23 protein-coding genes are annotated in these 19,995 nt (G+C 50.1%); all 23 read left to right on the top strand.

Annotated elements, in window-relative coordinates; all coding sequences use genetic code 11:
- The first annotated feature begins 46 nt into the window (after window positions 1–46).
- The gene (gene spoIIIAC, locus BN3279_RS17085; RefSeq protein ID WP_009225775.1) at window positions 47–250 is read left to right on the top strand and encodes a stage III sporulation protein AC; all 204 of its coding nucleotides are present in this window, start codon (window positions 47–49) and stop codon (window positions 248–250) included.
- A gap of 10 nt (window positions 251–260) precedes the next feature.
- Window positions 261–650 carry a stage III sporulation protein AD gene (gene spoIIIAD, locus BN3279_RS17090; RefSeq protein WP_059052362.1) on the top strand — a complete coding sequence of 130 codons (390 nt, stop codon included), beginning with the start codon at window positions 261–263 and terminating at the stop codon, window positions 648–650.
- Window positions 651–725: 75 nt separating this feature from the next.
- Window positions 726–1,931 (top strand): stage III sporulation protein AE, encoded by a 1,206-nt coding sequence (gene spoIIIAE, locus BN3279_RS17095; RefSeq protein ID WP_059052363.1) that lies wholly within the window; start codon window positions 726–728, stop codon window positions 1,929–1,931.
- Window positions 1,932–1,971: 40 nt separating this feature from the next.
- A complete protein-coding gene (gene spoIIIAF, locus BN3279_RS17100) occupies window positions 1,972–2,736 on the top strand; it encodes a stage III sporulation protein AF (RefSeq protein ID WP_059052364.1) in 765 nt (254 codons plus the stop codon).
- 33 nt (window positions 2,737–2,769) lie between these two features.
- Window positions 2,770–3,408, top strand: coding sequence for a stage III sporulation protein AG (gene spoIIIAG, locus BN3279_RS17105; protein WP_059052365.1), 639 nt, complete (start codon window positions 2,770–2,772; stop codon window positions 3,406–3,408).
- A gap of 33 nt (window positions 3,409–3,441) precedes the next feature.
- Entirely contained in the window at window positions 3,442–4,227 is a 786-nt protein-coding gene (locus BN3279_RS17110; protein ID WP_059052366.1) for a SpoIIIAH-like family protein, read from the top strand.
- 172 nt (window positions 4,228–4,399) lie between these two features.
- Window positions 4,400–4,894, top strand: a complete 495-nt coding sequence (accB, locus tag BN3279_RS17115; RefSeq protein ID WP_059052367.1) for an acetyl-CoA carboxylase biotin carboxyl carrier protein — start codon at window positions 4,400–4,402, stop codon at window positions 4,892–4,894.
- A 73-nt stretch (window positions 4,895–4,967) separates the two neighbouring features.
- Window positions 4,968–6,311 (top strand): acetyl-CoA carboxylase biotin carboxylase subunit, encoded by a 1,344-nt coding sequence (gene accC / locus BN3279_RS17120; RefSeq protein WP_059052368.1) that lies wholly within the window; start codon window positions 4,968–4,970, stop codon window positions 6,309–6,311.
- Between the two features lie 112 nt (window positions 6,312–6,423).
- A complete protein-coding gene (locus BN3279_RS17125) occupies window positions 6,424–6,831 on the top strand; it encodes an Asp23/Gls24 family envelope stress response protein (protein ID WP_059052369.1) in 408 nt (135 codons plus the stop codon).
- 90 nt (window positions 6,832–6,921) lie between these two features.
- A complete protein-coding gene (gene amaP / locus BN3279_RS17130) occupies window positions 6,922–7,461 on the top strand; it encodes an alkaline shock response membrane anchor protein AmaP (RefSeq protein WP_059052370.1) in 540 nt (179 codons plus the stop codon).
- Between the two features lie 2 nt (window positions 7,462–7,463).
- Window positions 7,464–7,709, top strand: coding sequence for a DUF2273 domain-containing protein (locus BN3279_RS17135; RefSeq protein WP_392396874.1), 246 nt, complete (start codon window positions 7,464–7,466; stop codon window positions 7,707–7,709).
- Between the two features lie 170 nt (window positions 7,710–7,879).
- Complete coding sequence (gene nusB, locus BN3279_RS17140) at window positions 7,880–8,329, top strand: transcription antitermination factor NusB (RefSeq protein WP_059052372.1); 450 nt, start codon at window positions 7,880–7,882, stop codon at window positions 8,327–8,329.
- A 29-nt stretch (window positions 8,330–8,358) separates the two neighbouring features.
- On the top strand, window positions 8,359–9,216 hold the full coding sequence (gene folD / locus BN3279_RS17145; protein WP_059052373.1) for a bifunctional methylenetetrahydrofolate dehydrogenase/methenyltetrahydrofolate cyclohydrolase FolD: 858 nt from the start codon (window positions 8,359–8,361) through the stop codon (window positions 9,214–9,216).
- A gap of 45 nt (window positions 9,217–9,261) precedes the next feature.
- A complete protein-coding gene (xseA, locus tag BN3279_RS17150) occupies window positions 9,262–10,452 on the top strand; it encodes an exodeoxyribonuclease VII large subunit (protein ID WP_187377813.1) in 1,191 nt (396 codons plus the stop codon).
- Window positions 10,427–10,708 (top strand): exodeoxyribonuclease VII small subunit, encoded by a 282-nt coding sequence (gene xseB, locus BN3279_RS17155; RefSeq protein ID WP_059052374.1) that lies wholly within the window; start codon window positions 10,427–10,429, stop codon window positions 10,706–10,708. Before xseA ends, xseB begins: the two co-directional genes overlap by 26 nt.
- Before the next feature lie 55 nt (window positions 10,709–10,763).
- On the top strand, window positions 10,764–11,639 hold the full coding sequence (locus BN3279_RS17160; RefSeq protein WP_059054505.1) for a polyprenyl synthetase family protein: 876 nt from the start codon (window positions 10,764–10,766) through the stop codon (window positions 11,637–11,639).
- A gap of 93 nt (window positions 11,640–11,732) precedes the next feature.
- A complete protein-coding gene (gene dxs, locus BN3279_RS17165; protein ID WP_392396875.1) occupies window positions 11,733–13,646 on the top strand; it encodes a 1-deoxy-D-xylulose-5-phosphate synthase in 1,914 nt (637 codons plus the stop codon).
- A gap of 18 nt (window positions 13,647–13,664) precedes the next feature.
- Complete coding sequence (locus BN3279_RS17170) at window positions 13,665–14,522, top strand: TlyA family RNA methyltransferase (RefSeq protein ID WP_059052375.1); 858 nt, start codon at window positions 13,665–13,667, stop codon at window positions 14,520–14,522.
- A gap of 185 nt (window positions 14,523–14,707) precedes the next feature.
- Window positions 14,708–15,181 (top strand): hypothetical protein, encoded by a 474-nt coding sequence (locus BN3279_RS17175; RefSeq protein ID WP_059052376.1) that lies wholly within the window; start codon window positions 14,708–14,710, stop codon window positions 15,179–15,181.
- Window positions 15,178–15,627 (top strand): transcriptional regulator AhrC/ArgR, encoded by a 450-nt coding sequence (ahrC, locus tag BN3279_RS17180; RefSeq protein ID WP_059052377.1) that lies wholly within the window; start codon window positions 15,178–15,180, stop codon window positions 15,625–15,627. The genes BN3279_RS17175 and ahrC overlap by 4 nt, the downstream gene beginning before the upstream one ends.
- 30 nt (window positions 15,628–15,657) lie before the next feature.
- Window positions 15,658–17,397, top strand: a complete 1,740-nt coding sequence (gene recN, locus BN3279_RS17185) for a DNA repair protein RecN (RefSeq protein WP_059052378.1) — start codon at window positions 15,658–15,660, stop codon at window positions 17,395–17,397.
- Window positions 17,398–17,495: 98 nt separating this feature from the next.
- Entirely contained in the window at window positions 17,496–18,827 is a 1,332-nt protein-coding gene (gene spoIVB / locus BN3279_RS17190) for a SpoIVB peptidase (RefSeq protein ID WP_059052379.1), read from the top strand.
- Between the two features lie 258 nt (window positions 18,828–19,085).
- On the top strand, window positions 19,086–19,889 hold the full coding sequence (gene spo0A, locus BN3279_RS17195) for a sporulation transcription factor Spo0A (RefSeq protein WP_059052380.1): 804 nt from the start codon (window positions 19,086–19,088) through the stop codon (window positions 19,887–19,889).
- Window positions 19,890–19,995 lie beyond the last annotated feature (106 nt).

The following is a 19,995-nucleotide window of genomic DNA, read 5'->3' on the forward strand; positions in this document are numbered from 1 at the left end:
CACGGCCGATTGCCGCCTGTGAAATCGTTAGCGAGGTGCCAAATCAATGAACATAGAAGTGAACGCCATCTTTCAAATTGCGGGCATCGGTATCATAATCGCCATGATCCATACTGTGTTGAAGCAGATGGGCAAGGAAGACATGGCGCATTGGGTGACGTTGATCGGATTCGTCGTTGTGCTATTCATGGTCATCCGGCTGCTTGACAGTCTGTTCCAGGAAATTAAATCGATCTTCTTGTTTCAGTAGGTGAATTCCTATGGAAATCATCCAAATTGTCGGGCTTGGCCTAATTGCCACCGTACTGATTCTGGTCATTAAAGAAACTAAGCCGCTATTCGCTTTCCTGATTGCCACAAGTACCGGAATTCTCATTTTTTTATATCTGATCGGGAAAATTGGCGGCATCATCGAAGTGCTTGAGGACCTGGCCGATAAATCCGGGGTCGAGATGATCTACCTGAAGACACTTCTCAAAATTATCGGAATTGCCTATATCGCTGAGTTCGGGGCACAAATTGTGCGGGATGCCGGACAAGAAAGTATCGCCAGCAAAATTGAAATGGCCGGAAAGGTCTTCATCATGGTGCTTGCCATTCCGATTATCAGCATCATTGTCGAGACCGTCATCAAGCTGCTGCCGGCCTAGCGCTCGTCCAATCCCCCGAATGCTAAATGTCTGATGGATGAAATACGTACTTCATGAGAATGGGGGAGAGGGAGGATGGAGGCTATTAACGGACAAGGACATGGGTACGGTAGAACGCTAATCCTAATCATTCTGGGCTTGATCTTGTTCTGGAATGTGCCGTTTCTGGCCTCCGCCGCTCCAGGAGCGGATGATAACTGGATTCAGCGACAAGCCGAAGAATTACCCATTGATCAAGTCGAAGCTTACTGGCAGCAGCTAATGAAGGAGTACGGCGGATTTTTTCCCGATCAAAAGGTTCCTACCTTTATGGAGATGCTGTTGCAGCAAGACCAGAGCTTTAGCCTTAAATCCGGTTTGTCGGGTTTGATGCGGTATATGTGGCATGAGGTGCTGTACAACGGACATATTCTGGTCACCATCGTGTTGCTCTCGATTTTCAGCCTGATTCTGGAGACACTCCAAACTGCATTCGAGCGCAAGCAAGTCAGTAAAGTGGCTTACTCCATCTGTTATATGGTCATTTTGGTACTGGCCATCAACAGCTTCCGAGTATCAATTAGTTACGCAACGAACGCAATCAGCGGAATGATTGATTTTATGATGGCGATGGTGCCACTGCTCTTTACCCTGCTGGCCTCCATGGGGAATGCGGTAACAGTTACGGTGACACATCCCTTGGTCGTATTCATGGTGCATGTGGTTGGAACGGCCGTACATACGGTAATCTTTCCGTTATTATTCTTCTCGGCCGTACTGCATATCGTCAGTTCCTTATCGGATAAATACAAGCTGACTCAACTTGCCAATCTGCTACGAACGGTAAGTATGGCCCTACTGGGTATTCTGTTGACCATCTTCCTTGGAGTCATCTCTGTGAAGGGGATTGCTGGTTCAGTGGCAGATGGGGTAACGCTGCGGGCAGCCAAGTATTTAACCGGGAATTTCATTCCGGTGGTGGGCAAAGTGTTCGCCGATGCCACGGATACTGTGATCTCTGCCTCCTTGCTGGTCAAGAACTCCATCGGTCTGGTGGGTGTCATTATTCTGCTGCTGCTTTGCGCGTTCCCAGCCATCAAGATCATCACGTTGTCCCTCATCTTTAACTTGGCCGGGGCGGTGATGCAGCCGTTAGGAGATTCCCCCATTGTGACCTGCCTGGAGACCATCGGAAAAAGTATGCTGTATGTATTCGCTGCCCTGGCGGCGGTTGGGCTGATGTTCTTCCTGGCCATAACCATCATGCTTACAGCGGGGAACATTACGGTCATGATGAGATAGACATCTTCATCCTGACGCACGAACACAAGGTGGTGAGCGCGTGAACTGGCTGGCCGAATGGCTGCGGGAAATTATCTCTATCGTCTTGATTGCCGTTTTTATCGAGCTGCTCTTGCCTAACCGCGCTATGGAGCGTTACGTCAGGTTCGTCGTCAGTCTCCTGATCTTGCTTACCCTTCTATCTCCGGTCATCAAGCTGTTCTCAGCGGATGCAGCGCAGCAATTGGAAGCGGCATTCTCGCAAGGGATGGATGGATTAGAGGATCAGCAAATAGGGGAGAGCACCGAAGTCATTTTAAAACAAGGCGAGAAGCTGAAGCAGAAGCGGGAAGAGGAAGCCTTGGTCTGGGCTGGAGAAGAGGCTGCCAGGCAGATGAAAGATCAGATTGAACGGGAGACAGGACGCTCCGTAGATCGCGTATCCGTCAAGCTGATTACGGAATCAGGGGCCAAGGATGCAAGTTCTCCCCAGCCGAGCATCGCCTCCGTAGAGGTTGTCATGTCACAGATCTTACCGGATCAGCAGGAAGAGCAGCGTGCTGACAGGAGGCCAACACAAGTGGCGATTGCACCGGTACCGAAAATTCATATCGAGATTGATCAGAAGGCCGAGACGGGCGTGGACGCACCCGAGGATAGCAGGGCAGCAATCGCGGGCACAAGTACGGAAGAAGCCGAAGAAGAAGCTTCAAGCGGGACGGCTGGGAATTCAGGTCATCAGTTGACCCGGCAAATCGAACAATTGCTCCGGCAACAATGGGGCGTGGGGGAAGAGACGATCACGATTATTGATCCGCAAGCCTAAAGCAAGCGGGCAAATGTCAGGGAGGTGAAGTATATGCCGGGATGGCTGAAGAAGCTGGAACAATGGTTAGGCCGAGGAACAGAAGGCAAGAAGACGGTGAATACCTTCCGTTTGCTCTTAATTCTCGGATTAGTGGGTGTCGCCATCATGTTGTTCAACTCATTTGTCAACGTGAAGCAGGTGGATACCGAGGGAGGGGGCAGCAGGGAGCCTCCAGTGATGCAAGAGTTATCCGGATTTTCGGGCGAGTCGGAGAATGACGATTTTGTCGGAATCGAGTCGGGTCTGGAGAACAAGACCAAGGAGATTTTGGAGAAGATTGTCGGCGTTGGTGCCGTTGATGTGCTGGTGACCATCGATTCAACCGAGGAAATCGTGGTCCAACGCAATATGAAGGATTCACAGGAGCTCACAGAAGAAAGTGATGCAGACGGAGGCAGGCGGCATATAACCCAATACACACGAGACGGTCAAATCGTCACTTACGATGCTTCGGCGGGACAGCAGCCCATCGTCACCAAGAAGATCAAGCCAAAGGTTCGAGGAGTGCTGGTTGTGGCAAGAGGGGCCGAAAACAAGACGGTCAAGGGTCTGATTGTAGATGCGGTCGAGAAGGGTCTGAATGTCCCTGCTTACCGAATTTCCGTTGTACCACGCAAGCAGTCTCAATAAATTTTAACCCCATTATTTAGGAGGAATTTAAACATGAAATCCAAAAGACAAACGATTTGGTTAGTGTCTATGCTCAGCTTGATGGTGATTTTATCCGCTTATTATTTGTTTACGGAAGATGGTCCTTCCCCAGCCGCTCCGGTGGACGGACAACAGGTTAACGTGGCGGACAGCGGTGTATTGCCGAACAATGAAGATCAAACGCTGGGGGACGATGTTATTCTCTCGGAAGTCACAACGGATGGTAGTGAGAACGGCAGTGCGATTACAGATGAGAATGCAGCAACCTTGCCGGAAGGTCAGGAGGAAGGTGCAGAGGGTTCCGAGGTGACCAAGGAGGAGACCTCTTCCGCTGAGGAAACACCAGCAACCGGGACTACATCAACAGATGATGGTTCCGCGAATACGGCTGCTCCAGGCGTAACTGACGAGGATGTATTAAGCGAAGTAGAGGCTCAGGGCGTGTCGTCTATGGATACTTTGACCGCTTATCAATTTGAGCGTACTCAAGAGAACATGAAGAAGCAGGAAGAACTGATGCAAACCATCAGCGACGTAGACAAAACAGTAAGCGAATCGGCTATGGCCCAGCAACAATTGAACGCCCTTGAAGAGAAGGAAGCCAAGATTTATGACATCGAAGAGAAGCTCAAACAGCAATATGCTAACGCTGTGGTGACGGAGGCAGATGATAAGTTCAAGGTTGTTGTTGTCAGCGAGAAGATGGAAGCCAAGGAAGCGGTTAGCATCATGGACTTGATTATCAAGGAGCTCGACATTGCTCAAGACAAGGTCAGCGTTCAGTACGTGACACAGTAATGGCAACTGTTACCTTGGAAGCCTTAAGTGCATAATCGTTGGAAAGAGCCCAGGGCAAACTTGGGCTCTTTCCATTTTGATTGATTATGATATAATACATAAAGTTATGGACTGTAAATGCTTGTCACTGGGCTAAAGCTTTCCCTATAAAGCTGAAGGAGAGAGTGAAAACATGTTTAAACTGAATGAGATTAAAGAATTGATCGAACTATTGGACAAGACATCCGTGCAAGAGCTGGAAATTGAGAATGAAGGCGCTCGTTTGTGTATTCGTAAACCTGGAATCAGTGAGGTTGTTCATGTACAATCTCCGGTCGTACCCGCAGCAGTACAACATATCTCAACCGCCTCATCGGCACCTGCTGTCCTTGAAACTGCAACCCAGCAAGCGGAGGAATCGGCGAGAGCCGCTGCACCAGCCGCTAACTTACATACGATAGTTTCACCGATGGTAGGAACCTTCTATCGTTCCTCTTCCCCGGAAGCCCAGCCTTTTGTCAACATTGGAGATAAGGTAGGCGAGAAAACTACGGTCTGCATTATCGAAGCGATGAAGCTGATGAATGAGCTGGAAGCTGAAGTCAAGGGCGAAATTGCCGAGATCCTCGTGGAAAATGGTCAAATGGTAGAGTACGGACAACCTCTCTTCTTGGTGAAGCCGGAGTAGCTAGATCGTACCGCACCCGCACCTACCTAAGAGTGAGGGTCGTCAGCTTTCCAAAGGAGGAAATGAGACACTTATGAAATTTCATAAAATATTAATCGCAAACCGCGGCGAAATTGCGGTTCGGATTATTCGCGCCTGCCGCGAACTGGGCATTTCCACGGTGGCGGTATATTCCGAGGCAGATAAGGATTCGCTGCATGTGCGGCTGGCTGATGAAGCCTATTGCATCGGGCCTACCTTGTCCAAGGACAGTTACCTGAATTTGACCAATCTGATGAGCGTTGCTACTTTGACGGAATGTGATGCCATCCATCCAGGTTATGGATTTTTGGCCGAGAATGCCGATTTCGCCGAAATCTGCGGCTCGTGCAACATTACGTTTATCGGTCCATCTCCCGAGGCTATTACCCGTATGGGGGATAAGGCCGTAGCGAAGCAGACGATGAAGGATGCCAAGGTACCGGTTATTCCTGGTACGGACGGACTCGTTGAGGACATTGATGAAGCAATCATGATCGCCCGGGATATTGGTTATCCTGTCATTATCAAGGCTACTGCCGGTGGCGGAGGCAAAGGAATCCGTATCGCGGAGGACGAGAGTTCGCTCATCAAGCAGATTACGACCGCACAACAGGAAGCTCAGAAGGCATTCGGTAATGCCGGTGTGTATCTAGAGAAATATCTGACCGGTATGAAGCATGTAGAAATTCAAATTATCGCCGACAAGCACGGTAATGCGGCTTATCTGGGCGAGCGGGATTGCTCGATTCAGCGTCGCCGCCAGAAGCTGATTGAAGAGGCGCCTTGCCCAATTCTTACGGAGGAGAAGCGTCGTGAGATGGGGGAGGCCGCTGTGCGCGCAGCACTTGCCGTGAATTATTCGGGGGCGGGAACGCTGGAATTCCTGCTTAGCCCTGACGGTCATTTCTACTTCATGGAGATGAATACCCGAATCCAGGTTGAGCATCCGGTTACAGAAATGGTTACGGGTATCGATCTGATTCAGGAGATGATCTCCGTAGCTGAGGGCAACCCTCTTTCGTTCAGTCAGGATGATGTTGAACTGAACGGTTGGTCTATTGAGTGCCGCATTAACGCTGAGGATTCTTCACGTAACTTCATGCCTTCCCCTGGGAAGATCGGATTTTACTTGCCGCCGGGAGGTCCTGGTGTGCGTGTAGACAGCGGCGCGTATCCTGGTTATACGATTTCTCCGCATTATGATTCCATGATCGCAAAGCTGATCGTCTGGGGAGCAACGCGGGAAGAAGCTATTGCCAAGATGAAGCGGGCCTTATCTGAATTTGCTATTGAAGGCATTCATACGACCATTCCTTTTCATCAGAGATTGCTGGAGCACCCTGCCTTCCTTAAGGGTGATTTTGATATTAAATTTTTGGAAGAAAACGAGATTTAAGAAGCTGCTTACTCGTTTGTCATAATGAACCCAAAATGATATAGTATGTATAATAAGTGCGCGGCTCTAACGCTATTGCGGCGTCATACTTATTGAGAGGTGGATGAATAGAATGAGCACATTGCCTACGGAATTCGAACGTACAGATATCGGTGAGATTCAGATTGCACCAGAGGTTATCGAAGTCATCGCTGGCCTGGCTACTGTTGAAGTCCAGGGTGTCGCTGGAATGAGCGGAGGTTTTGCCGGAGGCATCGCTGAACTGCTCGGCAGAAAGAACCTGTCCAAGGGTGTTAAGGTGGAAGTTGGACAACGCGAAGCGGCCGTTGACGTATCGGTAATTGTGGAGTATGGCAATCGTCTGCCTGAAGTAGCTTCAGAAATTCAACGCAATGTCAAACGCTCGATCGAGACGATGACGGGACTGAACGTAGTGGAAGTGAACGTACATATTCACGACGTCATCTTCAAAACAACGGAGCGCGTTGAAGAATTGGAGCCGGCTCACCGGGTGAAATAATGTTGGATCATGAACCCCCGACCGTTCTGGGTCAGGGGTTTACTGTAATTTTCAGCGTGGACACGCTGCACCAAGGAGGCTGTACTTGTCGTGGCCAAAATTTTAGATCGATTGTTGCTGTTTATCTATAGCTTGAGTATTGCCATATTGGCTCTGTTTGCGATTCTTCTGCTGACAAAGGTCTTGCCTTTGGGTGAGAATGTCCTGAAGCACCAAGCTTATTACATTAGTGCCTGGACGGTTGTCATCATTTTGCTGCTGCTTAGCATCCGTTTTTTCTACATATCGGTGCGCAGAGATCGGGCGTCGATGTCTTCAATCGATCAGCGGACGGAATATGGCGATATTCAAATTTCGGTAGAGACGATTGAAAATCTGTCGTACAAGGCGGCATCCCGTGTTCGTGGCATCAAGGAAGTCAAGACGCGTATTCGAATTACAGAAGCGGGTCTGGAAATTGTAGTTCGTGCCATGGTAGATGGAGAAAGCTCCATTCCGTCGCTGACGGAAGAAGTCCAGAAGCAGGTTCATGACCATGTGGAGGAGATAACGGGAATTCCTGTAACGTATGTCTCGGTATACATCGCCAATCTGGTTCATTCACCGGTGATCAAAAGCCGGGTTGAATAGAGGTGAGCAGCAAGGTGTTCTGGAAGCAATTGTGGGAGAATTATAAAGGACGCTTGCTTGGAATAGCAGCGGCCCTGTTCTTATGTCCGATCTATCTGTTTTTTGGATTTTGGAATATGCTGTTCTGTGCCTTACTGTTGTTTATCGGATACACGGTAGGCAAACAGAAGGACTTGGAGGGAGGCCCATTTCTGCCCTGGGGCCGGATTTGGGAATGGTTGTCTTCACGCTGGCGCCCTTTTAAATGATCCCTGTAATATGCTTTCTCCAGAAAAGAGCTGAGGAACGATTCTTGCCCATTTTGTGGAGTAAGCCTGTTACGGGTCTTTTTTTGTTCAGGTGGCAGATAGAAGCGTCATTTTGTGGATACTGATAACTATGGGATACACAGCTTAAGATTAATTTTAGGAGGAAAACCATGAAACGGCGATTAGCCAGAGAGATTGCGGTACAGAGCATGTACCAGATGGAAATGAATGAGGTGGATGCGGAAGAAGCGGTGATGATGCTGCTGACGGAAGCGGCGGGGGAAAATGAAAGTGAAGTGGAATTGTCCGATATCGACGCGACCAAAGCGTTCGTACTGGAACTGATCGGGGGAACCTGGGGCCATAAAGAGGCCATTGACGAATTGTTGGTTGACTATCTGAAGGGCTGGCAGCTTAGCCGGTTGTCCAAAGTGGATCGGCAGGTGCTTCGGCTTGCAACGTACGAAATGGTATTTCGTGACGACGTTCCAGGCAAAGTGGCTGTCAATGAAGCTATTGAATTGGCCAAGCACTTCGGAACCGGAGATTCCGGTAAATTCGTGAATGGCGTACTTGGCAAGATGATTCAGGATGTCGAGCAATTGAAGAGCAAACGATAATTCACAGAGTAAAGTAGAGGAGAGATGACATGTCAGCACCTATCATTAACGGAAAACAAATTTCAGAGGATATTCGGGGAAGTTTGCGCGAGGAAGTGCAGCAACTGGTGAAGCAAGGCTTCACGCCAGGGCTGGCAGTCGTGCTGGTTGGTGAAGATCCGGCATCTCAAGTCTATGTACGTAATAAAGAGAAGGCCTGTCATGATTTGGGTTACTATTCTGAAGTTCACCGTTTGCCAGCCGAGACCTCGCAAGAAGATTTGCTAGCGCTGGTGGATAAGCTGAACCATCAAGCCAATATCCACGGCATTCTGGTCCAGTTGCCTTTGCCTGGGCATATTGAGGAGAAGTCGGTCATTGATGCTATCTCGGTAGAGAAGGACGTTGACGGCTTCCATCCAGTGAATGTGGGTAATCTGGTCATTGGTGACGATAGTCTGTTACCTTGCACTCCTGCTGGCGTTATTGAGCTAATCAAGCGCACGGGTACCCCGATCTCGGGCAAGCATGCAGTGGTTATCGGGCGGAGCAATATCGTCGGCAAGCCGGTATCCCTGCTGCTGCAACGGGAAAACGCTACGGTTACGATGTGTCATTCTCGCACTGCCAATATGAAGGAATTGACCCAGCAAGCAGATATCCTGGTGGTTGCTATTGGACGAGCCAATTTTGTGGATGCCTCCTATGTGAAGCCTGGGGCCGTTGTTATCGACGTTGGTATGAACCGTCTGGATAATGGCAAGCTGGCGGGAGATGTGGATTACGAAAGCGTTCGTGAAATCTCCGGCCCCATTACACCTGTTCCTGGCGGTGTGGGTCCGATGACGATTACGATGTTGATGCAAAATACACTGATTGCGGCCAAGAGACTGCAAGGTCTGGCTTAACAGGCTACAGTATGGGCGTTACTAGCCTGGAAAGGGGAGGTTCTGGTGCAGCCGCAGCGAATTTTATCGGTTAAGGAATTAAACCGCTATATGCGGATGAAGCTGGAATCCGACGCGACGCTGGCAGATGTCTGGATTCGCGGAGAAATCTCCAACTTCACGCATCACTCCAGCGGGCACATGTACTTTACGCTCAAGGATACGGACAGTCGCATCAAATGCATCATGTTTGCTTCGCATAACCAGCGGCTCCCATTTAAGCCGAAGGAAGGCGCGCGGGTCATCGCGCGCGGGAACGTCTCCGTCTACGAGCGGGATGGACAATATCAGTTCTATGCAACGCATATGCAGCCGGACGGCATCGGCAGCCTGTATCTGGCCTTTGAGCAATTGAAGCAGAAGCTGGAGGGAGAAGGCCTGTTTGCTCCGCAGCGGAAGCGGCCTCTGCCGCGCTATCCGCGCACGATCGGTGTAGTGACCTCACCGACGGGTGCGGCGGTGAGGGATATCTTGACCACGCTGGCGCGGCGTTACCCGCAGGCGGCGGTAGTTCTCTACCCCGTGCTGGTTCAGGGCAAAGGGGCAGCGCCCTCGATCGTGAAGGCGCTTCGCACCCTGAACGACATGGGCGAGGCCGACGTATTGATCGTCGGCCGGGGCGGCGGCTCGCTCGAGGAGCTGTGGGCGTTCAATGAGGAGCAGGTCGCTCGTGCGATCTACGAATCGGCGATTCCGGTCATTTCGGCCGTTGGCCATGAGACCGATTTTACGATCGCCGATTTTGTCGCCGACCTGCGGGCGGCAACGCCCACAGCGGCCGCCGAGCTGGCCGTGCCGCATCGGCTGCGGCTGCAACTGGCGGATGCGGCGCATGGCCGCCTGCGTCAGCGCCTCCTGCGATATCATCCGCAGGAGACGCTGCAATTCGCGCTAAAACGTCAGCAGGGCGCTGACCGTTTGCTGCGGCAATCGATGCTCAGCATGCTGCGAGATAGCTCACGTCAGCTAACGGCACATATTCGTCAACTGGATGCGTTAAGTCCCCTCAAGGTGATGGGGCGGGGGTATAGCCTTGTCTATGACGAAACAGGCACGAAGCTGGTTAAATCACTGGCCCAAGTTGAGCTTGGGGACAAGATACGAGTGGCTATGACGGATGGAGAGTTAGATTGCCAAGTATGGGGCATGAGGGCGGAAGGAGCTGGTAAAGATGAAGAAGCAGGCAGAAAAGGCTGACATTACGGCAGAACAGCCGGAGGTTAATTTCGAAGAGGCCATGCAGCAGTTGGAGAATATCGTCTCTGAGTTGGAGCGAGGCGATGTGCCGCTGGAGAAGGCAATTGACTTGTTCCAGCAGGGGATGCAGCTTTCGCAACTATGTGGACAGAAGCTGGCCGAGGTAGAGCGTAAAATCGAGATGATAGTCGAAGAGGACGGCGAAATTGCTAAGCAGCCGTTTCAGCCGCCCTTGGGCGAGCCAAGTGACTTCTGAACAGAGAGCGGGGATCTTTTTGCAGCAGCACAAGCAGACAGCATTAGATGAATATATGAATGAGGTTGGCCGCGCCGTGATATCCGGGCTAACCTCAAGCATTCCCGCAGCATGGGAAGTTCCGGAGAACCTGCGGAAAGCGATGGAATACTCATTAATGGCAGGCGGAAAAAGATTGCGTCCACTGCTCGTCGTGGCTGCGGCGGAAGCGTTGGGCGGCAGCCGGGAAGCTGCCTTGCCCGTCGCCTGCGCCGTGGAAATGGTGCATACGTATTCACTGATTCATGACGATCTGCCCGCCTTGGATAATGATGATTTCCGTCGTGGCAAGCCAACCAGCCACAAAGTATTCGGCGAAGCGATGGCTATTTTGTCTGGAGACGGGTTGTTAACGCATGCCTTTTACAGTGTAGTGCAAGCCGGAAGCGCGCATGGCGTGCCGGCCGAAAATGTCTTGGCCATCGTGGAGGAGCTATCTCGCTTTGCCGGTCCTGCGGGGATGGTGGGCGGACAGGTGGCTGATATGGAGGGAGAGCAGGGATTAACTGCCCTGGAGCAACTTCGATTCATCCATGAGCATAAGACAGGCGATTTAATCGTATTCTGTCTCAAGGCAGGCGGGCGCATTGCTTCTGCTACAGAAGCTCAACTTGAAGCTTTGGAACGCTTTGGTCGAGCGCTGGGTCATGCTTTTCAAATTCAGGATGATATTCTGGATTTAGTAGGGGATGAAGGCAAGCTGGGCAAGAAGACGCAAAGCGATATCAAGCAGGAGAAGGTGACCTATCCTTATTTCCTTGGGATTGATGGCTCTCGTGCGGAGGCAGATCGCCTTACCGCGGAAGCCAAGAAAGCTATTCAGGCAGGCTGTATTCCTTATCCGCAACGGTTACTGGAAATTGCCGATTTCCTGTTGCATCGAGATCATTAATTGATTTCTGATTTCGACAACATCGTCACCTATGATATAATGAAGGCTATTATCAACATGAGAAATTGAGAAATCCATTTAAGGAAGCGGGGGATGGCTGTGCTGCTTTCACAAATTCATGAGCCTGCCGATCTGAAAAACTTGTCCCTGGAGCAACTGGAGCCGCTTGCTGCCGAGATCCGTCAGTTTCTAATCGAGAAACTATCGGTAACCGGTGGACATTTGGCTTCTAATTTGGGTGTGGTGGAATTGACGATCGCCCTGCACTATTGCTATAACAGTCCGCAGGACAAATTTATTTTTGACGTAGGCCATCAGGCATATGTACATAAAATACTGACCGGGCGGATGGACCAATTTGATTCGCTGCGCAAGCACGGAGGATTATGTGGCTTCGTGAAGAGGAACGAAAGCGAGCATGACGTATGGGAAGCCGGGCATAGCAGCACATCGCTCTCTGCGGCAATGGGGATGGCACTGGCCAGAGATCTCAAGGGGGAATCCCATCGGGTGGTTGCTATAATTGGCGACGGTGCTCTGACCGGAGGGATGGCCTTTGAAGCCCTGAATCATATCGGGCATGAGAAGAAGGACCTGATGGTTATCCTCAATGATAATGAGATGTCTATCGCCCCTAACGTGGGAGCCATGCATAATTACCTGACTAAAATTCGCTCAGACCGTAATTATTTGCGGGCCAAGGACGAAGTGGAGCAATTGCTTAAGCGAATTCCGGCCATCGGGGGCAAGGTTGCCAAAACGGTGGAGCGGGTGAAGGATAGCCTGAAGTATCTGATGGTTTCGGGCGTGCTGTTCGAAGAGCTCGGCTTTAAATATTTGGGACCTGTTGACGGTCATGATCTGCCAGGCTTGATTGAATCATTCAAGCAAGCGAACAACGTTAGTGGCCCCGTTCTGGTTCATGTGCTAACGACCAAGGGGAAAGGGTACCAGCCGGCGGAGAAGGATTCTCATAAGTGGCACGGAATTCCGCCTTATAAGATTGAATCGGGCCAGGTGCTTAAGGCTGTAGGCAATCCGATGTACACCGAGGTGTTTGGGCAAACGCTCATCAGTCTGGCTGAGCAGGATGAACGAATTGTGGCGGTAACGCCAGCAATGCCGGGTGGTTCCGGTCTTGTGCCCTTTGCGGAACGCTTCCCTGACCGCATGATTGATGTGGGTATTGCCGAACAGCATGCAGCCACGATGTGTGCGGCGATGGCGATGGAAGGTATGAAGCCTGTTTACGCGGTGTATTCCACCTTTATGCAACGGGCATACGATCAGATTGTGCATGATATTTGCCGTCATAATGCCAACGTGATGTTCGCCATTGACCGGGCTGGATTTGTAGGTGCGGATGGTGAAACGCATCAAGGTGTTTATGATGTGGCGTTCATGCGTCATATTCCGAACATGGTACTGATGATGCCTAAGGACGAGAATGAACTGCGTCATATGATGAAGACAGCGCTTGAATATAATGAAGGTCCGATTGCATATCGATATCCACGTATCAACGTGCCGGGTGTTCCTTTGGATGAGAAATTGATGCCGATTCCAATTGGGACCTGGGAGATGTTGCGCGAGGGTGAGAGCTTGACGCTAATCGCTGTTGGTCCTATGGTGCAAGTAGCTGAGGAAGCGGCAGAACTCCTTAAGCGTGAAGGAATTTCAGCTTCTGTAGTCAACGCAAGATTCTTAAAGCCACTGGATGGTGAAATGTTGGCGAGATTGGCTCAAATGGGCGGCAAGATGGTAGTGCTTGAGGAAGTCTCGCAGGCTGGAAGCCTGGGCAGTGCCATTTTGGAGCACTACGCTGAGCAAGGAATTACCGGGCTGGATATCAGCCTGATGGGTGTGCCGGATCGCTTTATCGAGCATGGCAGCATCAAGGATCAGCTTGCCGAAGTGGGATTAACGGCAGAGGGTGTAGTGGAGGAAGTGCAGAAATTTCGTGCCAAGCAGCATTTGGCATATGGCAAGAAGGTAAACCCTTATTAAGGCAGACGGGAGATTGGCATGTCGGTATCCAAGGAACGACTAGACGTCCTGCTGGTGGAGCAGGGATTTTTTGAGAGCAGGGAAAAGGCCAAGGCTGCGATTATGGCCGGACTGGTGTTTGGCGGACAGGAACGGCTGGAGAAGGCGGGGACCAAAATTTCCCGCGATACGGTGCTATCGGTCAAAGGCGCGGTACATCCTTACGTAAGCCGCGGGGGACTGAAGCTGGAGAAGGCCTTAAAGCGTTTTGACATCAAGCTTGAAGGCAGAACGATGCTGGATATCGGTTCCTCCACCGGCGGTTTCACGGATTGCGCTTTGCAGCACGGAGCAAGCTACGTATACGCGATTGACGTTGGTTACAATCAACTTGACTGGTCGCTTCGTAATGATGAACGAGTCAATGTGAAGGAGCGAACTAATTTCCGCTATATGACACCGGAGGATCTGAACGGACCTGTGCCTGATTTTGCGAGCATTGACGTGTCCTTTATCTCGCTCAAAATTATTTTGCCACCCCTGCTAGCTTTGCTTAAGCGACCGGCCGATATCGCCGCGCTCATTAAGCCGCAATTTGAGGCAGGGCGGGAGAAAGTGGGCAAGTCCGGGGTGGTTCGTGACCCGAAGGTGCATCTGGAGGTATTGAACACAGTTCTTGGTTTTGCGGTGGCACACGGATTCAAAGTTGCTGGCTTGACGTTCTCACCTATTACCGGGGGCGAAGGCAATATTGAATTTTTGGCCCATCTCAGGCTGGAGGATGATACTTCAAATGAGGAAGCCGTGAATACCGAGCAACAGGCGAGTATACACGATATGGCTACTGCAATTGTACGGGAAGCAGCGGATACCTTTACGGGAGGCCCATCAAAATGATGGGTCTTTTTTTACCATATAGCATCTTGAAAAACGAACATAAGTTCCCTATAATATAGAAAAATGACTGTTAATGTCTGTAGTTCTGTGACAAATTAGGTGGTCAGGCAGAAGGAGCTTTCCGCAGTTGCGTCGAAATAAGGGTTGAGGTGATTGCGGTGGGTGCGAACGCAGATGGTCTTCTCATGTTGCTGATTGCGGGAATTGGATTTTATTTATTGTATCGCGGCTTTCGTGTTTGGGTCCGCAAGCCGTTTACGTTAAGATCAGGCATCGGCTTTGAAATGAACGAGGAAATTCTGGAGCATCCTGCCGTAGAGCTGCTTGAACAAGCGGGATATGAGGTGGTCAGCGATAAGCTGAAGGTGCCGCTTGCTTTTCGCGTTAATCGCGAGATTGTGCACAGCCGCTTGTTCATTGACTATATTGCGGTCAAGAACGGGGAATTCTATTTGGTAAGAATCGCACGGGAGCGTTTGTCCATCGAATGGACAGGCAGTGGCGTTCGCAGGGAATTACTGCCCTACTTGCTGCTGTATCCCGAGTGCGCTGGTGTTCTGTACGTAGATCCGGACCAGGGAGAATTGAAGGAAATCGTCCTGACAACAGACGAAGATGAAGAAGAAACAGCCTTGAAGGGCTTATGGAGGGCAGAATGAAGGGTCAACGACAAATCAAAATTCGCGAAATTATCTCATCAAGGGAAATCGAAACCCAGGATGATCTGGTGGAAGCGTTACGGGAGAACGGATATCAGGTGACGCAGGCGACGGTGTCGCGGGACATTAAGGAATTAATGCTCATTAAGGTTCCTACGGATGATGGACGATATAAATATTCCATGCCAACAGCCCAGCGCTATAATCCGGTACAGAAGCTGCAACGTGCATTGGTGGACAGCTTCGTACACATCGATTACACCGGTAATTTGGTGGTCATGAAGTGTTTGCCCGGGACCGCAAATTCCGTGGCTGTACTGCTCGATAACATGGAGTGGCCGGATTTGCTGGGAACGATCTGTGGCGATGATACGATTTTGCTGATTTGCCGAAATGAGGAGTACAGTGTTTTTGTGATCGGACAGATTATGGGCTACATATCATAACGGATTCGGTATAGGGGAGGAGTGCCTCGCATGTTGGTTCATTTGTCCATTCGCAATTTGGCGGTGGTTGAAGAAGTCGAGGTTTCATTTGGTTCCGGGTTTCACGTGTTGACAGGGGAGACAGGCGCAGGCAAGTCGATTATCATCGATGCCCTGGGCTTGATTGCTGGCGGCCGTGGCTCCGCGGATCTGATTCGCTACGGTTGCGATAAGGCAGAAATGGAGGCCTCCTTCGATGTGTCTGAGACACATCCGGTGTGGTCTATACTGGAGGGACTAGGCATCACCGCAGATCCGGGGGAGTTGCTTATTGTCCGCCGGGAGATTAGCCTACAAGGCAAGAGCTCAGCACGCATCAACGGTCAATTGGTTAATTTGTCCATGCTGCGCGAAGTTGGCGGGGGATTGATTAACTTGCATGGTCAACATGAGCACCAGACTTTGCTTCGTCCTGAGCTTCATTTAGAGCTGCTTGATGCTTATGGCGCCGAGACAATTGCTTCGGTCAAAGCAGAGTACAAGACGACCTACAACGAGTTTGTACATATTGACAAGGAATATGATGAATTGCGAAATACTAGCCAACAGGCGCTGCAAATGCTGGATTTGTATCGTTTTCAGCTAAAGGAAATCGCCGCGGCCGAGTTAAAGCCCGGTGAGGATGAATGGCTTCTGGAAGAAAAGGTGAAACTATCCCACAGCGAGAAGATGATGGATTCAATTTCAAGTGCGTATGATTTGCTGTACGGTCCCAGCGGTTTGGACGCCATAGCCAAGGCCGTCTCGCGCTTGAACGATGTAACTTCTTATGACAGCAAGGGAGTCGGACCACTTCTGGAACAATTGCAATCGGCGTATTATCAACTGGAGGATGCTTCATTTGGCCTCCGCAGCTATCGTGAGAACATTGAATTTAATCCCGAGCGGCTTGATGAAGTAGAGGAACGACTTAACCTCATCTCTACCCTGCGGCGCAAGTATGGCGATGACATTGGCGGGATTCTGGATTACTACAACAAGATACGTCAGGAAACAGATGCGCTTGAGAATAAGGATGAGCGACTGGAGCAATTGCAAGCTCAGCGTGAGAAGCTGGGCTCCAAGTTGTTGAAGCAAGCTGTTAAGCTGAGCGCATTGCGACGCAAGATTGCCGATGAACTTGCTGCGCAAATTGAAGGGGAGCTTAAAGACTTGCAAATGGACCGAACCAGTATGCAGGTGAAGCTGTCATGGACCGAGGATCGTCAAGGGCTGGAATGGGAAGGACGGCGGGTTCGTCCTGGCAAGAATGGTATTGATACGGCGGAGTTCTTAATCTCGCCCAATCCGGGAGAACCATTGCGTCCCTTGGGCAAAATTGCTTCAGGTGGGGAGCTATCGCGGATTATGCTGGCACTCAAGAGCATTTTTGCAAGGCACGAGCAAGTTCCGGTATTAATCTTCGATGAGGTGGATACGGGAGTTAGTGGACGCGCGGCACAAGCCATTGCTGATAAGCTGGCACGCTTGTCGACGATGTGTCAGGTGTTTGCAATTACCCACTTGCCACAGGTCGCCTGTATGGCCGATCGTCAGTATCTTATTGAGAAGATTGTGGCCGATGGTCGGACGATGACCCAGGTTGAAGCCCTTGATGAAGCAGGCCGAGTGAACGAACTGGCTCGGATGCTCGGAGGGGTAGAAATAACGGAGAAAACGCAACATCATGCCCAGGAAATGCTCAAGCTGGCGCAGGAACAAAAGGATGGTTTATTCCGTGCGGCACAATGATTGACAGTAATAAAACACCTGACCGGGGGTATCTTATAGGTACGCAATTGGCGACCACCTTTTCGTCAAGCGAAGAAGTTAAGGGAGCGTGACAGCCATTGAACCCGAACCTCAGGAAAAGAATGCTCGGTCTTTTTCTTGCCTTCTTCTTTTGTTTTATCGGTACGTCCGCCGCTGAAGGGCGTTTGCCTGCTCTACCGGACGAATTGCGCCTGTTCCAAGGCCAGGGGACACAGATTTCTTTAGCAATACCGGTACAAGCTGAAATTAGTGTGGACCGACCTGATGTCGTTCAATTGAACGATCAGGCTAACCCCTCCATGAAAGTATCATTGGGGAGTCCCCTCAAGCTCTCGACGCTTCAGAGCGGAGAAGCCAAGCTCCGTATGAAATTATTCGGTCAAATTCCTCTCAAGACAGTCAAAGTCAATGTCATTCCCGAGTTAAAGGTGATACCGGGGGGACAGACGATTGGAGTTAAGGTGAAATCCGCTGGCATTCTTGTCGTAGGACATCATCAGGTACTTACCGAAGCGGATAAGGTTTCTCCCGGTGAGCAAGCCGGCATTCAAGCCGGCGATTTGATCACGCATATCAATGGGGTCAAGCTCAAGGATATTAGCGATGTGGCTAATACCGCAGCCGAAGCGGGCAAAAGCAAACGTCCATTGCAGATTACCTACAAACGTGGGGATAAGGAGTTCAATACCTCGTTAAGCCCAGCCTTTGATAAGCAAGACCGGGCATGGAGATTGGGATTGTACATTCGGGACTCCGCTGCCGGAGTTGGCACCCTAACGTTCTATGCGCCCGATCAGGGGGTATATGGTGCGCTAGGGCACATCATTACCGATATGAACACCCAAACCCCCATTGTGGTGGGGAGTGGTCAAATTCTGCAGTCCAGTGTCACCTCAATATCGAAAAGCGAAAGCGGAGAACCTGGCGAGAAACGAGCTCATTTTTTGAAAGAGGGAAAAACATTAGGCAATATTGAGCGTAATACGCATTTCGGGATATTTGGCAAGATGACGCAAAACCCGGAGCATAGCGTCTTCCAGAAACCTGTTCCCGTCGCATTTGCCGAAGAAGTCAAGGAAGGTCCGGCGGAAATACTTACGGTGGTGGAAGGGCAACGTGTAGAGCGCTTCAAGGTTGAAATTGTCCATGTATCCAAACAACATGCTCCTGAAACCAAAGGACTTGTCCTTCGTATTACAGATCCGCGTTTAGTTGAGAAGACCGGTGGGATTGTGCAAGGGATGAGCGGCAGTCCTATCCTGCAAAACGGCAAGTTAATTGGTGCAGTCACTCACGTATTCGTTAATGACCCGCGATCCGGGTATGGGTGCTTCATTGAATGGATGCTCCAGGATGCCGGAATACTGAAAGGTCAACCAGAATCAACTCAAAATCTTAAGGCCAGCTAAATGCTGCCTTGAGATTTTTTTATGTTTCTGGTATGGTTGGGTCTCGACATTCATGAAGAAAAATCTGTATGCATTTGTCGAAAGGCTGCGAACATCATCACTTTATGTAAATAAATAAATTATTATAACTTAATACCGTAAAAAAATAAAGAAAAATAATTTTCGACAGAAGGAATTTACTTTTGCATGTCGAATCCTTATTCTTGGGAAAGAGAAGAGCTTGAATACATTTATTTATTTTGAAGGAGGAAGTAGGCAGTGCATAAAATCGAAGTGTTGTTGGCGGATGATAATCGAGAATTTACGAATTTGCTTGCGGAATACATCTCGGAGCAAGACGATATGGTCATCTCAGGAATCGCATATAACGGAGAAGAAGTGCTGGAGATGATCGATAACGCGGCCAAGGTGCCGGACGTCCTAATCCTGGACATCATCATGCCTCATCTGGATGGACTGGGAGTGCTCGAACGAATACGTGACCTCAATCTGAATCCGCAGCCTAAAATCATCATGCTGACCGCCTTCGGTCAAGAGAACATCACGCAGCGTGCCGTTCAGCTTGGCGCTTCTTACTACATTTTAAAACCTTTTGACATGGAGGTTCTAGCGAACCGGATTCGCCAGCTTGTAGGCGTGCAAAGCCTGACGAGCGGTGGGGCATCCTCCTCATTCGTGAAATCCAACGTAGTTCCGCTCGGCAAAGGAAAAAATTTGGACGCAAACATTACATCGATTATTCATGAAATCGGCGTTCCTGCGCATATTAAAGGATATCAATATCTGCGCGAAGCTATTACGATGGTGTACAACAACATTGAAATTCTTGGGGCTATAACCAAAACATTGTATCCTGCAATTGCCGAAAAATTCAAGACTACGCCTTCCCGTGTCGAACGCGCCATCCGTCATGCTATTGAAGTCGCATGGACGCGCGGCAACATCGACAGCATCAGCCATTTATTTGGTTATACCATCAACATCAGCAAGTCGAAGCCAACCAACAGCGAATTTATTGCCATGGTTGCCGACAAGCTTAGAATTGAGCATAAAGTTTCTTGAAAGGATGAGGAATAGGGCTTTGCTCTATGCCTCTAAACATTTACTGTTAATATGTATTGATTTTGCTCCTTTATTGGTTAGGCTAAATAACCAGTAGAGGAGCATT

Source organism: Paenibacillus senegalimassiliensis, from assembly GCF_001486585.1.
GTDB lineage: Bacteria > Bacillota > Bacilli > Paenibacillales > Paenibacillaceae > Fontibacillus > Fontibacillus senegalimassiliensis.

Coding starts and splice junctions, on each gene's coding strand:
- spoIIIAC (WP_009225775.1), top strand. CDS start 47: ATGAACATAGAAGTGAACGCCATCTTTCAAATTGCGGGCATCGGTATC.
- spoIIIAD (WP_059052362.1), top strand. CDS start 261: ATGGAAATCATCCAAATTGTCGGGCTTGGCCTAATTGCCACCGTACTG.
- spoIIIAE (WP_059052363.1), top strand. CDS start 726: ATGGAGGCTATTAACGGACAAGGACATGGGTACGGTAGAACGCTAATC.
- spoIIIAG (WP_059052365.1), top strand. CDS start 2,770: ATGCCGGGATGGCTGAAGAAGCTGGAACAATGGTTAGGCCGAGGAACA.
- BN3279_RS17110 (WP_059052366.1), top strand. CDS start 3,442: ATGAAATCCAAAAGACAAACGATTTGGTTAGTGTCTATGCTCAGCTTG.
- accB (WP_059052367.1), top strand. CDS start 4,400: ATGTTTAAACTGAATGAGATTAAAGAATTGATCGAACTATTGGACAAG.
- accC (WP_059052368.1), top strand. CDS start 4,968: ATGAAATTTCATAAAATATTAATCGCAAACCGCGGCGAAATTGCGGTT.
- BN3279_RS17125 (WP_059052369.1), top strand. CDS start 6,424: ATGAGCACATTGCCTACGGAATTCGAACGTACAGATATCGGTGAGATT.
- nusB (WP_059052372.1), top strand. CDS start 7,880: ATGAAACGGCGATTAGCCAGAGAGATTGCGGTACAGAGCATGTACCAG.
- folD (WP_059052373.1), top strand. CDS start 8,359: ATGTCAGCACCTATCATTAACGGAAAACAAATTTCAGAGGATATTCGG.
- xseB (WP_059052374.1), top strand. CDS start 10,427: ATGAAGAAGCAGGCAGAAAAGGCTGACATTACGGCAGAACAGCCGGAG.
- BN3279_RS17160 (WP_059054505.1), top strand. CDS start 10,764: ATGAATGAGGTTGGCCGCGCCGTGATATCCGGGCTAACCTCAAGCATT.
- dxs (WP_392396875.1), top strand. CDS start 11,733: ATGGCTGTGCTGCTTTCACAAATTCATGAGCCTGCCGATCTGAAAAAC.
- BN3279_RS17170 (WP_059052375.1), top strand. CDS start 13,665: ATGTCGGTATCCAAGGAACGACTAGACGTCCTGCTGGTGGAGCAGGGA.
- BN3279_RS17175 (WP_059052376.1), top strand. CDS start 14,708: ATGTTGCTGATTGCGGGAATTGGATTTTATTTATTGTATCGCGGCTTT.
- ahrC (WP_059052377.1), top strand. CDS start 15,178: ATGAAGGGTCAACGACAAATCAAAATTCGCGAAATTATCTCATCAAGG.
- recN (WP_059052378.1), top strand. CDS start 15,658: ATGTTGGTTCATTTGTCCATTCGCAATTTGGCGGTGGTTGAAGAAGTC.